The organism is Brevibacillus sp. JB24b, from assembly GCF_051713385.1.
Taxonomy (GTDB): domain Bacteria; phylum Bacillota; class Bacilli; order Brevibacillales; family Brevibacillaceae; genus Brevibacillus_B; species Brevibacillus_B laterosporus.
This window is the reverse complement of sequence record NZ_JBNVQV010000001.1, coordinates 4,458,473-4,473,752: the sequence shown is the minus strand read 5'-3', so window position 1 is coordinate 4,473,752 and position 15,280 is coordinate 4,458,473. Positions and strand designations below refer to the sequence as shown.

At 41.9% G+C, this 15,280-nt stretch carries 11 protein-coding genes; 4 read left to right on the top strand and 7 right to left on the bottom strand.

The genetic code is table 11. The annotated features are described in order from the left end of the window. Window positions 1–7: 7 nt before the first annotated feature. A complete protein-coding gene (locus tag ACQV1I_RS20920; protein WP_116334691.1) occupies window positions 8–1,360 on the bottom strand; it encodes a hypothetical protein in 1,353 nt (450 codons plus the stop codon). A gap of 328 nt (window positions 1,361–1,688) precedes the next feature. Between ACQV1I_RS20920 and ACQV1I_RS20915 the strand changes: the two genes are divergently transcribed. The 3 genes from ACQV1I_RS20915 to ACQV1I_RS20905 all read left to right on the top strand — a co-directional run bounded on the left by ACQV1I_RS20915 (window position 1,689) and on the right by ACQV1I_RS20905 (window position 6,081). Further along, a complete protein-coding gene (locus tag ACQV1I_RS20915; protein WP_116334692.1) occupies window positions 1,689–4,724 on the top strand; it encodes a DNA translocase FtsK in 3,036 nt (1,011 codons plus the stop codon). A 38-nt stretch (window positions 4,725–4,762) separates the two neighbouring features. Then, window positions 4,763–5,167, top strand: coding sequence for a hypothetical protein (locus ACQV1I_RS20910; protein WP_094700769.1), 405 nt, complete (start codon window positions 4,763–4,765; stop codon window positions 5,165–5,167). Between the two features lie 170 nt (window positions 5,168–5,337). After that, a complete protein-coding gene (locus tag ACQV1I_RS20905) occupies window positions 5,338–6,081 on the top strand; it encodes an IclR family transcriptional regulator (protein WP_094700768.1) in 744 nt (247 codons plus the stop codon). Between the two features lie 70 nt (window positions 6,082–6,151). On the opposite strand, the gene rsgA is transcribed toward ACQV1I_RS20905, so the two are convergent. From rsgA to moaD, 4 genes are all read right to left on the bottom strand, one after another. Beyond that, window positions 6,152–7,216 carry a ribosome small subunit-dependent GTPase A gene (gene rsgA / locus ACQV1I_RS20900; protein ID WP_094700767.1) on the bottom strand — a complete coding sequence of 355 codons (1,065 nt, stop codon included), beginning with the start codon at window positions 7,214–7,216 and terminating at the stop codon, window positions 6,152–6,154. Window positions 7,217–7,590: 374 nt separating this feature from the next. Then, the gene (acnA, locus tag ACQV1I_RS20895) at window positions 7,591–10,308 is read right to left on the bottom strand and encodes an aconitate hydratase AcnA (protein WP_116334693.1); all 2,718 of its coding nucleotides are present in this window, start codon (window positions 10,306–10,308) and stop codon (window positions 7,591–7,593) included. 159 nt (window positions 10,309–10,467) lie between these two features. Beyond that, window positions 10,468–11,496, bottom strand: coding sequence for a ThiF family adenylyltransferase (locus ACQV1I_RS20890; RefSeq protein WP_116334694.1), 1,029 nt, complete (start codon window positions 11,494–11,496; stop codon window positions 10,468–10,470). A 39-nt stretch (window positions 11,497–11,535) separates the two neighbouring features. Next, window positions 11,536–12,240 carry a molybdopterin converting factor subunit 1 gene (gene moaD, locus ACQV1I_RS20885; protein ID WP_094700764.1) on the bottom strand — a complete coding sequence of 235 codons (705 nt, stop codon included), beginning with the start codon at window positions 12,238–12,240 and terminating at the stop codon, window positions 11,536–11,538. A gap of 255 nt (window positions 12,241–12,495) precedes the next feature. Here moaD and moaC point away from each other — a divergent pair, with 255 nt between their 5' ends. Next, window positions 12,496–12,984 (top strand): cyclic pyranopterin monophosphate synthase MoaC, encoded by a 489-nt coding sequence (gene moaC / locus ACQV1I_RS20880; RefSeq protein WP_116334695.1) that lies wholly within the window; start codon window positions 12,496–12,498, stop codon window positions 12,982–12,984. Between the two features lie 84 nt (window positions 12,985–13,068). Here the strand turns inward: moaC and ACQV1I_RS20875 are convergent, their stop codons facing one another. Both ACQV1I_RS20875 and ACQV1I_RS20870 read right to left on the bottom strand, forming a co-directional pair. After that, the gene (locus tag ACQV1I_RS20875; protein WP_116334696.1) at window positions 13,069–14,709 is read right to left on the bottom strand and encodes a YcdB/YcdC domain-containing protein; all 1,641 of its coding nucleotides are present in this window, start codon (window positions 14,707–14,709) and stop codon (window positions 13,069–13,071) included. Then, window positions 14,693–15,232 (bottom strand): RNA polymerase sigma factor, encoded by a 540-nt coding sequence (locus ACQV1I_RS20870; protein ID WP_116334697.1) that lies wholly within the window; start codon window positions 15,230–15,232, stop codon window positions 14,693–14,695. The genes ACQV1I_RS20875 and ACQV1I_RS20870 overlap by 17 nt, the downstream gene beginning before the upstream one ends. Window positions 15,233–15,280: the final 48 nt, after the last annotated feature.

Below are 15,280 nucleotides of genomic sequence, written 5' to 3'. Positions count from 1 at the left end.
CTACTTATTATTTTGTTTTTGTTTCAGGAGTTTTTGGTTTTGCCTCAGGAGTTTTTGGTTTTGCTTCAGCAGCTTTTTCTTTAGCTTGTTCTGCTTTTTCTTTTGCCTCTAATGCTTCCATTTCAGCTTCTAATTTTTTCATTTCTTCTTCTTGTGCTTGTACTTCTTTAATGATTTTATGGAAGAAGCCTTTTTCATCAAAGTTTTTGAGCGCATCTTTATCTTTAGCTAGATCGGAGAAGTTGATTGCATCATTTTTGCCAGGAACTACGAATGGTGTTGCTTTACCAAAGTTCCATTGGTAGCTATCGCCAATAAAACCAAACGTAATTGGAGTTGCATCTTTATCAGTAGCTTTTGGATCTTTCATGGTAACATCAACTGTTACAGTAGAGCGTACCGGTAATTTATCTTTGTCGATCCAGTAGTCTAGTTTTAATTTCAGGCTTTGTAGTCCGCCTTCTGTTTTAGCTAGTTCTACTAGTTTTTCTGGGCTATTTTCTTTTTCGAAATCAGCAATGCCGACTTTTGCAGCAGCTACCATTAGGTCTACTTGATCTGTAGCTTGTTTACGATATTCTTCGTCTTTCAGAAGAGTTTTCTTAGCCTCAATAGCTTGATCAGAGAACTTGGTAGCCATTGTGGTCAAATCAATCGCGAAAGAGCGAACTTCTGGATTAACAGTTGCATCTTTTGCAATGTAGTAAGCTAATTCAATTAGGTTTTTCGTATCAAGCTCAACTGTCAAGTGAGTTGCTTTTAATTCCTCACCATTTGGTAATTTAACAGTTTCTTCGCCTTTGCTTTTTACAGAAGAGCCTTTAAAGTCAAAGCCTTTGATATAACTGTTAGCGAATTTCATTGAGAGTTTGTTTACATCTTCGCTAAATTTTTTCAATAGTGCTGGATCTATGTTAGCTGAATCAGCCAATTGCATATCTTGTGCATATTTCAAATATTTCTTATCGACAGGAGATTTCACGTAGATATCTTGCTTATCAACAATCATTTCAAGAGATGCCTTGTCTTTACTTTCCCATACTTTGTGGTCACGTAAAGCCTTATCATTGTTTAGAGTCATTGTTAATTTAGCACTTGTCGTGTCGGCTTGAACGCCTTCAAACGAAATGCCTTCTTTCACACTTTCCAGAATTCCTACTTGTTCATCTGTTAATGTCTTTTGTTTTTTCAAAACTTCATCAAAATTACCAGTTAGTTTAAAGGAACCAGCAAGATTGTAGCTTCCTTTATCCAAACTATTCACGGTTGCATCTCTAAGCATCGCTCCATCGGTTGAGCAACCTGTCATTACTAAAACAGATGACGCCAGTACAGCAGCTCCTACAGTTGTTTTCTTCATAAAAAAAAGCACCTCTTTTCAAATTGGGTAGTCTTGGATGAATATTCTAGGTTGGAAAATAATTTCCTTCACATGGTTATACGCATGAGAATCCAGATGGTTTCGAAATTTGTTCAAAAAATTGAATTGACGCCTCTCTTTGCACAATTCGTGATAAAATGGATAATGTACCCTTCTGTGCAGCATAGGAAGCAGAAGGATGAGGAATAAAGTGATTCCTCAATATCGCTTCTCTGAAGTTTAGCGGGAAAAGCAGCCAGTTACATAGTGGAAAAGGACAGAAAAGCCAGCTTTTCTAAATTAAGAGAGGAAGAGAGGACTAGTAGAGATGGCTAGTTTGTTTGAACGTCTAAAGAAATTTTGGCAAGAGATGATGGAAGTAGAGGTAGAAGTAGAGGTAAATGAGCAGGGCGATAATCGGGAAGCTAAACACGTTCCTATAGATGAAGAGCAACCGATAGAATTTGTTAGCCGTCAAGCGAGGCAGACTTCTTCTACGAAAGCGCGCACCAAAAATATTTACCCACGCAATCATAACGAGCAGGAGCTAAACGAGTTCATGGAAAGAACACGTCCGCGATTCTTCCGGTTTCCTGTAGTATCAGACGGTGAATTTGAAAAACAGAGGAAAAGCAAAAGGCATTTGACTGATATGGCTTCTGATAAAATGCCATCGCAGTATCAACGAAATCAACAAAAAAGTGAACAGGGCCTGTGGGATTCAAGAGAAAGTAAGAACAATACAGATTATCTTTTCACGCAACAGGAACGAATTGTTTCTGAGTCAGAAGGTCGTCAGAGATGGAAAGAAGATTCTTTAGAACAACCTATTACAGATAGCTACTCGCGCCGAGGGCAACAGAAGGAGCCAGATTCTCGATACAGTAGACCTGCTCAAGCTACTTATCAAGAGGGGCATACTGCTAGCTCTACTTTAAAGGAAGATTATAATCAGTCTGAGCCATACAGACCCAAAAAACCTTTTGCACCCACAGAGCTGTTCTCTCCGATCTACGGGAAGATTAAAGAGGGAGATAACACGGTTAAAAGTGAGCAGGTTCGACAAGCTCGAATTAACGAGGACGGGCAGATCGTGATTGTAACGGTGGGAGAATCGGTTCAGGAGGAAAACCACCAGGAGCAAGAAAAGCTAGAAATCGATTCTTTGAGAGAGCAGGCTGCTGCTTTGGCAGCTCAACGATTACAAGCAGCAAGGCAAGGGAGAATGCCTGAGCTAAGCGTAAAAGAGGAAGTACAGCGTACAGAGCCAAAAGCGTCAGAGGCTGTTAGTAAACCAGAGATAATGGAGCAAGCTCAGCCAGAAGCGTCAGAAGCTCCTGTTAAACCAGAGATAATAGAGCAAGCTCAGTCAGAAGCGCCAGAGTTTGCTGTTAAACCAGAGGTAATGGAGCAAGCTCAGCCAGAAGCGTCAGAAGCTGCTGTTAAACCAGAGATAATGGAGCAAGCTCAGTCAGAAGCGCCAGAAGCTGCTGTTAAACTAGAGATAATGGAGCAAGCTCAGTCAGAAGCGCCAGAGATTGCTGTTAAACCAGAGGTAATAGAGCAGGCTGAGCGATATAAGCCAGCTGTCTCTAACGAACTCGTAGATATAGAGCAACAGGAGCATGTACACGACTTTTCAATACCGGGCACGGAGAGAAAGGTAGAGGAAAAGAAACCAATCTTACCTATTCCATTTTCCTATGTGAAAGCGGGAGAGGGCAGAACCACTGATGAAGTAGAGATAGCTGGAGCGGAACAGGCACAATCTGTGGAAGAGCTGAAAACACCAACATCATACTCTGCCCAGACCGAAGAACCTGTTTTTCAATCATCGTACTCAGCAGAGTCAGAGCTAGTAGGGCAAGTAACGCAAAGAGTATCCCCCTATACTACTCAAAATCAATCGGAACAGCTCGCATCTGAGAGTGAGGACTTGTCCGAAGAATGGCCAATGTATGAATTTCCGACGACCGCTCTATTAACTCCTACTGTGGCTTTAAATGAAGATGATTACGAACACACATTGGAGCAAAAGAAATTACTAGAGGAAACCCTCAGTAACTTTAATGTAAATGCAAATGTAGTAAATATAGTCAAAGGTCCATCAGTAACACGCTTTGAGTTACAGCCAGCACCTGGAGTTAAAGTAAATAAAATTACTGGTCTCTCGGATGATATAAAATTAAATTTAGCTGCTAAGGATATTCGGATAGAAGCTCCGATTCCTGGACGAAATGCGGTCGGTATTGAGGTTCCGAATAGTAAAAGTGAGCCTGTATTTATTCGCCGGATACTGGAATCTGACAAATTTAAGAACCATCCTTCGCCACTCGCTATAGCACTAGGGATGGATATTGGTGGAGAGCCAATCGTAGCTGATATTAAAAAGATGCCACACGGCTTAGTGGCAGGGTCTACTGGATCAGGTAAAAGTGTTTGTATCAATTCGATTATTATTAGTTTGTTATTTAAGTCTACACCAGAACAAGTACGATTATTGCTTATCGATCCGAAAATGGTAGAATTGGCACCTTATAATAATCTGCCGCATTTGGTTACTCCAGTTGTTACAGATGCTAAACAAGCAACTGCTTCTCTCAAATGGGCTGTGGAAGAGATGGAAAAACGTTATACCCTGTTCGTTGAGGCTGGTGTTCGGGATATTGAACGCTACAACCAAACGACAGAGGATGAATTGCCGTATATTGTCATTATTATAGATGAGCTGGCCGACTTGATGATGGTCTCACCGCAGGATGTTGAAGACTGTATTATCCGTATTGCCCAAAAGGCACGAGCTTGTGGTATTCATTTATTGCTGGCTACGCAACGTCCATCTGTAGATATCATCACTGGAAATATCAAAGCTAACGTTCCGACACGCCTTGCTTTTGCGGTTTTCTCTCAAATTGATTCCCGTACGATTTTGGATCAGAGTGGAGCAGAACGATTGCTTGGAAGAGGGGACATGCTCTTTTTAGAAAGTGGAACGGCTCCGATTCGTTTGCAAGGAAATTATGTAAATGATGACGAAATTGATGCAGTGACATCTGTAATCAAGAAACAACGTAAGCCCGAATATATTTTTACTAGGGAAGAATTAGAGGCACAAGTCTCATCAATTGAGATGGGAGATGACCCACTGTTCCATGAAGCCCTCGTATTTGTAGCCGAACAAGGGCAGGCATCGGCATCAAGTTTACAACGTAGATTCCGTATCGGATATAATCGTGCTGCTCGTTTAATTGAAATGATGGAGGCTAGCGGTTACGTTGCAGGACAAAATGGAGGTAAGCCCCGTACGGTATTAATTACGGCAGAGGATGCCCAAGCGTTAGGGGAAGGAAGTAATTTATTTTAGAAATCCAGAAAAGCTGCCAACTACTAGGAGGTTGTAAAATGGAAGTGAATCATGATCGAAAGTCATACCAGCTTGTTACAGATGAGCTGGCGCTATTTAATGAAGAGTACTATCTTTCAGTATGGCGTATCTCGATTCCTACAACCCAAGAACTGACAACCTCTGAACGATTTGACACACTGTTTGCCTTTGAACATCCTGATATAGAGCTTTCGGTAGATGTATCGGAGGAAGCGAGGCGAACATGGTACTATCAGCTGTTGGTACCTGCCATGCTGACGACTCCTGACGCCGCTATTCGCCGTATGGGAAAAGGAACAAAAGCTTTATCTGAATATCTTACGCAGCACAACATGCTAACTGAGCATAAGGTTTTACAAAAAGAGGAGATATTTTATTATCTCAAACGCTACAATCCAGGTATAACCATGGAGGTACAGTAAACAAGAGAAAGCTTAAAAGGTATACAACAGTGATCTGCTTACGAGGAGGAGATCACTGTTTTTTTTTTGAAAGGGAAAAAGGGTTACAGTGGTCAATAAATCGGTTATACTTATAAAAATAGAACATGGTTTCACTAGGTGGAACGACCGTGAGAAGGAAGGGAATAGTCATGGAAGAACCCAAGGCAACCGTTCGTAGCGTAGAAAGGGCGTTAGATGTCCTACTTTGTTTTACGGATGCAACGGAATTAGGATTAAGTGAAATCGCTTCTCGGATTAGTTTGCATAAAAGTACTGTACATCGGTTGCTGGCCGCACTTGAAAGCAAGGGATTTTTACAACGCAACGTTCAAACTGAAAAGTACCGTTTGGGATTTCGAGTATGGGAATTATCAGCTAATTTGACCCGTGAGGATGATCCAGCAGTTATTTTATTGCCAGAGATGGAGAAGCTTCGCGATCTATTAGGAGAAACGGTGAGCCTGTATGTCATAGACGGGCTGGAACGAATTCGCATTCAGGCAGTTCAAAGCAACCAACCGATTAGAAGAGTTGCTCCTGTGGGGGCTAAAATGTCGTTGACGGTAGGAGCCTCCAGTAAGGTGCTGGTGGCGTTTGCTGATCAGAGATTGTTACAAGAACTATTAATGGCTCCAAATTGGCCTGATTCGGTAGAGAAGCATCAATACCAAGAGCAGCTACAGCAGATTAAGCAAGTCGGATTTGCCACCAGTAGTGAAGAACGGGAGGTAGGGGCGGCCGCTGTATCTGCCCCCATTTATGACAAGCAGGGAAAAGTATTTGCCGCTTTGTCTGTTTCGGGGCCGTCTAGCCGATTAACAGAAGAGAAGATGAAGGAAATTGCTGCACCCATCATGCATGCGGCATTTCGAATGGGCAAAATGCTTGTGTAGGAATAAAAAAAGACTCGAGTGAATTGACTCGAGTCCTTTTTCTTTATTTAAGACAAAGAATCGTACAGGGCTATCGCTTTTTAGGCGCATCACGCATAGATTTCGTTATCTTCTTCCAGCGATTCTTTTCAGCAGTTTGTGCTTGTCTGTTCTCTTTACGTGCTAGAAAGGCTAGCTCGCGTTGTAGCTTTACATAGTTTTGATAGCGCTTGTCTGTGAGCGATCCATCCTCTAGCGCAGTTTGAATGGCGCATCCTGGTTCTGTTGTATGCTTGCAATCGTAGAAGCGACAGCGTTCTGCCAGCTCCTCTATATCTTTAAAGGTATCTGCTAAACCTTCATTGGAATCCCAAAGTTGGAGCTCACGCATCCCTGGAGTATCAATCATTAGCCCTCCAGAAGGTAACAAGAACAACTCGCGGTGGGTGGTCGTATGCTTTCCCCGATCATCACCGCTACGGACTTCCTGTACAACCTGGAGCTGTTGATTGCTTAATGCATTGACTAATGAGGACTTTCCAACCCCAGATGATCCAAGTAAGGCAACTGTTTGCCCAGTTTGAACATAGGGAAGAATCTGCTCCAATCCTTGATGAGCTATAGAGCTAATCGCATAAATCGGTACCCCAAATGCTACGGATTCCACTTCAGCAATCTTGCTCTCAACATCCTCACATAGATCGGCTTTGCTAAGCACAATAACAGGAGTAGCTCCAGATTCCCATGTGACTAGCAGATAACGCTCAATACGACGTAGATTAAAATCCTGATTAAGAGCATTAACTAAAAATACGGTATTTACGTTGGCTGCTACGATCTGTTCTTCGAGAGCATTACCAGCCGCTTTACGTGAAAACTTACTTTGTCGTGGTAAAATAGCATGAATCGTAGCTTTTTGCTCTTCCCATCGAGGTTGCATTACGACCCAATCTCCTATTGCTGGATAATCTTCTCGATCAAAAGCTTGATACCGCATTTTTCCACTAATTTCAGCGAGTAGTTCGCCACCTTCAGTCATGACGCGATAGATACGTTTATGTTCTAATGTAACCCGGCCCACAATAAATGTAGGATCAGAATATGATGCAAAATGTTGTTCAAAATATTGATTCCAGCCTAATGTTTTGAGATCCAAGGTAGGACTCCTCCTCTAATCATGTATAAAGCTCAGACATGACCACAGAAGAATCCAGTTTTAGGAAATATGCCCGTGTTAACAGGATTCTCTGTGATCTCCACCAACAATTAGATTTTCGACAATGATATTTCTCATAAAACACATCCCCTTTCTAGTACAAGCCGTTTTGTTCCAACAATAGTTTACTACATTTTTCATAATAAAGGAAAAAGGAAGTTATGCATTTTTTCAGACAGTTGTTCTGGTTTCTGTATAGCATATGCTGCAAGCTTATTTTCTCTACTCCTTAAAGACTTATACGAAATCCCCCACTTATCAGCAGGGGATTTCGTATAAGTCATATCAAATGAAGAAAAAACGATTCTCAAACATTACTTGCTTTCGTCAAACAATTGGCGAAGAACTGTTTGAAGGATACCACTATTTCGATAGTAGTCGATATCAACTGTACTATCTAGACGAGCGATGGTTTCGAATTCAAATGTAGAGCCATCTTCGCGGGTACCTACAACTTTCAAAAGCTGACTTGGTTGAACATTATCGCTTAGACCAATAATATCAAAGGTTTCACGACCTGTTAATCCAAGCGTTTGCCAGTTAGTACCTTCTAAGAATTGAAGCGGAAGGACCCCCATACCTACCAAGTTAGAGCGGTGAATACGCTCAAAGCTTTCAGCGATAACAGCTTTGACACCTAACAGGAATGTACCTTTCGCAGCCCAGTCACGGGAGCTTCCAGTACCATATTCTTTACCAGCAATAACCACCAGGTTTTTATTGTCCGCTTGATATTTCATAGATGCATCATAGATTGACATCACTTCATCGGTAGGAAGATATTTTGTTACTCCACCTTCTGTACCTGGAGCTACTTGGTTACGAATACGGATGTTGGCAAACGTACCACGCATCATGACGTCATGAGAGCCACGACGAGCACCATAGGAGTTAAAGTCTTTACGTTCTACACCGTTTGCTTGCAGATAGACACCAGCAGGGCTAGTCGGTGTGATGTTACCAGCTGGAGAGATATGGTCGGTTGTTACGGAATCACCAAGGAGCGCTAAAGTGCGAGCACCTTTGATTTCTCCGATATGACCAGCTTCTTTTTCAAGATTTTTAAAGAATGGAGGCTCCTGAATGTAGGTAGACTTGCTATCCCACTCATATAGATCTCCAGTAGGAGCGTCAATTTTATTCCAGCGTTCATTTGCTGTAAATACATGCTCGTACTCAGCACGGAACAGGTCTGGATTCGTTGCTTTTTTCATAGCTTCCTCCAGTTCAGCTGGAGTTGGCCAGATATCCTTTAGATATACAGGCTTACCGTCGTTGCCAATACCGATAGGCTCTGTGGTTAAGTCGATATTTACTGTACCAGCTAATGCGTAGGCGATAACCAATGGAGGTGATGCTAAGTAGTTCGCTTTCACCTGAGCATGAATACGACCTTCAAAGTTGCGGTTACCAGATAGTACAGCCGCTACCGTTAGATCGTTATCAGCAATAGCCTGGCTGGTCTCCACAGGCAATGGACCAGAGTTACCAATGCAGGTGGTGCAACCAAAGCCTACAATATTAAAGCCAATTTTATTTAAAGAATCGATTAGCCCCGCATCTTCTAAGTATTGAGCTGCTACGCGAGAACCAGGTGCCAAAGAGCTCTTAACGAAAGCTGGTTTGGTTAAGCCACGTTCTACCGCTTTTTTCGCTACGATACCAGCAGATAGCATTACGCTAGGGTTAGACGTATTTGTACAGGAAGTAATCGCAGCAATCACCACGGAACCTGTTTTCAATTCAGCCTTTTCTCCGTTTGCGTAGGTAACTTCAGCAGAAGTAGAGATCTTCTCATCACTTAGTCCGAAACCACCTTTTTCAATCGGAGTACGGACGATGGAGTTAAAGGATTCTTTCATATTAGTTAGTTCAATACGGTCTTGTGGACGTTTTGGTCCAGCAAGGCTTGGTACTACTGTAGACAAGTCAAGAGAGAGCGTTTCGGAATAAACAGGCTCTTCTGTGTCATCTGTGCGGAATAAGCCCTGGGCTTTGGTATATGTTTCAACTAGTTTGATCAAATCTTCGCTGCGACCTGTTTGACGCATATAATCTAGAGTCAGATGGTCAACTGGGAAGAAGCCCATTGTTGCCCCATACTCTGGAGCCATATTGGCAACGGTTGCACGGTCAGCGAGAGAAATACTAGATAGACCGGAACCATAGAATTCAACGAACTTACCTACAACGCCTTTTTTACGAAGCATTTGTGTGATGGTAAGAGCTAGGTCAGTTGCGGTAGATCCTTCTTTTAAAGTACCAGTCAATTTAAAACCAACGACCTCAGGAGTAACGAAGTAAAGCGGTTGTCCAAGCATACCAGCTTCTGCCTCGATACCGCCGACACCCCAACCAAGTACGCCTAATCCATTGATCATTGTAGTATGAGAATCCGTACCTACCAAGGAATCTGGATAAGCAAATGTTTCGCCATTCACTTCGCGATTAGCAACAACAGATGCTAAGTACTCAAGGTTAACCTGGTGAACGATACCTGTAGCAGGTGGCACGACGCGGAAATTATCAAATGCCGTTTGTGCCCAACGTAGGAAGCGGTAACGCTCCTCATTGCGTTCAAATTCTAAATCCATGTTTGTTGCCAAAGAATCTGCTGAACCGAATGAGTCAACCATAACGGAGTGGTCAATTACCAAATCCACTGGGACAAGTGGGTTGATACGGCGAGGATTTCCACCATTGTTTTTCATTGCCACACGCATAGCAGCCAAGTCTACAACCGCAGGTACACCGGTAAAGTCTTGAAGAACGATACGAGCAGGCATTAGTGGAACCTCTTGATTACTGTCACGGCCCTTCGTCCAGTTTGCGAGAGATGTAACATGCTCCTTTGTTATTGCACGATTATCAAATTGGCGAACTGCAGCTTCCAACAAGATTTTAATGGAGAAAGGTAATTTAGATACCTCACCGATTCCTTGCTCTTCCAAACCTTGCAAACGATAGTACTTGTAGGTTTTGTCACCTACTTGCATGGACGATTTTACTTTGTACTCATCTTGAAAAGCCAAAAGAATAACCCCCTTCGAGCAAATAAATTCAACTGTTACATAATTCCTTACTCGTTTGTTTCACTAGATGAAACCACGTTTCGTTTCCGTTGCAAATTTATTATACTCGAAAGCGTGTTACTCTTCCACCCTATTTTCACAAAATAGTAACAAAATTACCTAATTACCGATAAATTTGGCGAATAAGCCACGTGCAATGGCAATATCTTCTGTATTTTGAACGAGCACACGCCCGTCTGGGAAAATTACTAGAGTGTAGTAGTCGATGTGGAATCGCAGTAAGAAACGATTCTGTTCCACTGTCCCTAAGGGGGCGAGCCGTTCTGCTAGTTGAGATAAATCAAGTGTAATTGTTTCACGAGGACTCAGTTGTACCGTATCTCGACCACATAAGGCTGTAGCTAGCTCATCATCAGGGCTAGTCTCCAGAAACTCAAAATTTCGTTGTCCACAAGTAGGACAGTCAGGCCGTTTTGCCTTGAGGACTTTGACTTGTTGATGAGTATTATTCCATAAATCGAAATGCTCTAGATGAGGATTGTAGGCATTTGTTGCCTGTAAAAGGATTTTAAAAGCTTCTGTCGCCTGATAGGAGGCAACAACATGTATGATTGGGCCAATTACGCCGGCTGTATCACATGTGGCGGTTGTGCCTGGCTTAGGCGCTTCGGGAAATAGACACCGTAGGCAGGGCGTTTCACCAGGTCGAATAGCAGTATATGTCCCAGTTGCGCTGACAGCTCCGCCATAAATCCACGGGATATTGTGTTTAACCGCTACATCATTAATAAGATAGCGTACCTGAAAGTTATCGGTAGCGTCTAAAATAAGATCAACATCTGATAAATATTTTTCGGCTTGAAAAGCAGTAACATCTCCTACAATTGGCTCCAATGTTACATCTGAATTTATTTTAGATAATTTCTCATAGGCGGCTATCGCTTTTGGCAAATGTTGTCTCGCATCTTCTTCGTCATATAGCATTTGACGCTGTAGATTGCTTGGTTCTACAAAATCTCGGTCTATAAACCGTACAAACCCGACACCAGCACGAACGAGATGATTGGAGAGCACTGTTCCCAGCGCTCCCATCCCAACAATGACAACACGACTGTTGCGTAAACGTTCTTGTCCAGCTACACCGATCGGGGCGAATAAGATTTGTCTCGAATATCTTTTCTCATTCATGGTTGTTATACTCACTCCATCCTAGCAATAAGAAATACACTATTTTTTCTCACTATCCAAGTCAGTAGTTGGATTCCAAGGTCCTAGCTGATGACCCTTCCACTCGTTTCCATCCTCCCATATTTCCTTTTTCCATATAGGGACGATTTGTTTTAAACGCTCAATCGCATAGCGACCAGCTTCAAAGGAATCATTACGATGTGGAGATGAAACAGCAATTACTACCGCGATCTCTTCAATTTGAAGATCACCAATTCGATGGTGGATGGCAACACGTATATTTTCCCAGCGTTCATGGATTTCTGCCTCCACTTGTTTAAGCTTTTCAATGGCCATTGGAATATACGCTTCATATGAAAGATAGACAGTACGCTGACCCTGTGTCATTTCACGTACAGTACCGATAAAAGTTAAAATAGCTCCACAGTTACGGTGAGAAACTAGTTTAATTAACGGTTCTACAGAGAGAGGAGCTTCTGTAATTACAAAACGTGGCTCTTCGCCTCCGCTTACAGGGGGAAGAATCGCTACTTCGTCGTTTTCCTTTATAATAGTATGGTGATCGGCATATTCTTGATTTACCGATACAAAGCAACTGGACAAGAGTTCCTTCAAAGCTGGATACTCATGTGGTAGCTTATCGAGTAAATCTTGTACGGTACTGGAATCAGGCAATTCGATCTGTACGTTATTTTGTCCGGCGCGTTCTGCTAAACCGGCGAATAATAATAGGGTAACCTGCATGTCATTAGCCTCTTTTCTTTCGTTCTGCTTACTATTTTCCGTTTCTCTCTTGAACATACCATATCACTATAGCGAAATGAAGGGAGGAAGCTAAGTCGTGTAGCAATCTCTACCCGTTCTCTTTATGGATAAAGAGGAGTGTAACGCGGAAGATAGGCATTAGTGGCAGTGGATGGATTATTTGAATAGTCAGGTCGTATACATTAACATAAAATAAATGTAGAAAGAACGTTTGTAAAAAAGGAGAAAACGATTATGTCTACACAAGATCAACTAACACATTTTAATGAACAAAATAGGGCTCGCATGGTAGATATCTCATATAAAGATGTTACGCGACGTGAGGCGGTAGCTAGAAGCCGGATTGTGATGAAGCCGGAGACCTTGCTACGCATAAAGGAAGGGAAGATCAGTAAAGGGGACGTACTGGCTGTAGCACAAGTAGCGGGCATTATGGCAGCCAAAAAAACCTCAGATATCATTCCAATGTGCCATCCTTTAGCCTTAACGGGTGTAGATGTTACTTATGAATACGAGGGTGAGGATACCATCGGGGTATGGGTCAAAGTGAAAACAACGGGGAAAACAGGAGTAGAAATGGAAGCCTTGACGGCTGCTAGTGCTGTGACACTCACTGTCTATGATATGTGTAAGGCAATGGATAAGGAAATGATTATTGGTCCTACCTATCTGGTGAAAAAAACGGGTGGCAAGAGTGGGGACTATGAACGCATAGAGGGATAGATTTAATTTTGTATGTAGATTAGCCACAGATTAACCTATAAAAGGAGCCACCTTTCCTAACAGATAGAGAAGGTGGCTGATTTATTATTCGTCTTCCATTTTTATTTTAAGAAGCCGCCCCGTTTTTGCATCTATAGTATTTGCGTCGGTGTTTTCTGGTAAGACAGTATATACCAAACGGGGGCTGCCGTTTTTGGTAGGCAAGATATAAGCTAACTGAAACGGATAGGTCTGAATATAGGTCTGTGTAGCCTCTTTAATCGACAGGATGCTGGATTTTTTAGGTAACGATTCTGGATCAAAAGGGCTACCCTGATAATTCGTGATCATACCTGTATCCATATCAACTGTGACATGGTAAGGATGACTAATCACAGGAACTCCTTCATAGCTAGGATATAAGGTAAAAGTAATAGAAGATGTAGTAGTCATTTCCTCACTGGTGTCCAGATAAAGTTCTTTTATTTGCCCAGGGACGATATACTTGAGTAAAGCTATCGCCTTTTGCTGAGCTTCTACCTTATTGATTTGAGATGAAGTATGATTTATTTCAGGTTTATAAGCATATTCAAGAAGCTGGCCACTGAACGTATTTACTTCAATACGGCCACGCTTTTCCGTGTCATCTTCCCATTGATATATTTGACTTTGTTTATTATAGGATGAGCTACTCTGCATGCTAAGTTTTTGTGTGTCCACAGTAAACAAATCAGCTAAGATTGTCTGTATTTCTTCTTCAGACTTAGCAGAAAATTGCTTTCTTGAATCAAGGGGGATAATCTTTCCACTTGATTTATCAAGCAATCTATATGAAGAATCTAACCATTCACCGCTCTTTGCATCGATATACCCATAGATAGCAGGTTGGTATCCCAATACATACTGATTTTCTCCTGTTTGAAAATAAATAAGTCGCATTTCTTTTTCCAAAATTTCGTCCACTTTCGCTATTGGCAATATATCTTTAGGGAGAGGGAAGTGAAGTGGATCAATATCTTCCGTAATATTACCATTGATAGTAGAATATACGTCTTTCGTTTGGACATCTATTGATAGATTTATATTTTGATCGAGAATAGGAGTATTATGAACCATCCGATAATATACTACTCGGCTTGTAGCTTTTCCTTTAGTACCACCAAAGCTTTGGAAGCTATTGATAGAATCCCCAAGCCTTGGTTTTAGAAAATCGAACGCAATTTGTTCAAACTCAGTCATTTGATTTTGTTTTACAATAGGCACCTCTTTTTTATCGACAACCGACTCTGATATCTTTTCTTTGATTGGATCAGGATCAGGAGTTGGTACTGGTTTTTGATCTCGATCTGATACTAAAGGTGGTGCTGGCACTCGATCTGGCACCTGGATCGGAGTGGGAGTAGGAACCGGAACAGTTGGACGAATCGTTGGACCTTTTTTCTCTATAGGAGGTTTGGGAATAGAAGGTGACGGTTCGTTATGTAACGGTTCTTTAACAATAGGCTCTGTTTGTGACCATTCCATTGGCTGATGACGTAGAGGAGAGCCAAGCCATATCACTAACATGACAGCAACACCAATACAGGATATTTTTGCAGTTCGAATATACCAGATGTGAGCTCGTTTCTTTTTTGCTAGCCTGTTGATAATCGCTACTTCACACTCTTCCACAAATTGAGACCGTGGCTGTAAATCTTCTCTTTGCTTTAAAGCATGTAAGATCTCTTTTTCACTTGGCAAGTTCATCGTATAATCCTCCCATCGTGGGAATAAGACATTTCTTTTGCATAATCTTCAGGGCACGATGGTAATCGACTTTTACTTTTGCCTCACTACACCCTAAAATTTCCGCCGTTTCTTTAATCGAAAGCTCTCGTAAACCGCGGAGGATGATGACCATTCTATGTTTCGGCTTCAGTGACTGAAAGATTTGCTGTAGGTTCTGTTGTAGTTCTTTTTGCTGTAGTTCTTTTTCAGGCAGTCCAAATGTTGCCGGTATTTTTTTTATCCAATAGTCTGAAAAGACATATTTAAACTTTTTTTTACGATAATGGTCGATTGCTGTATAACGAGCAATAGAAAGTATGTATAGCTTTAGTGGAGAACGTCCATCGTAACTGGACAAAGAGCGGAATAGACGAATAAAGACCTCCTGTGTCAAATCCTCTGCTTCGTTTTGATCGCCTGTAAAAAAGACTAGAAATTGATAGATGTCCTGATAATGAGTACGGTATATATGCTGGATATGTTCCTTTTCGTCTTCCGTCAAGGCATAATTCCCCTCCTGGATAAAAGCCATCCTCAACAACAAGGATGG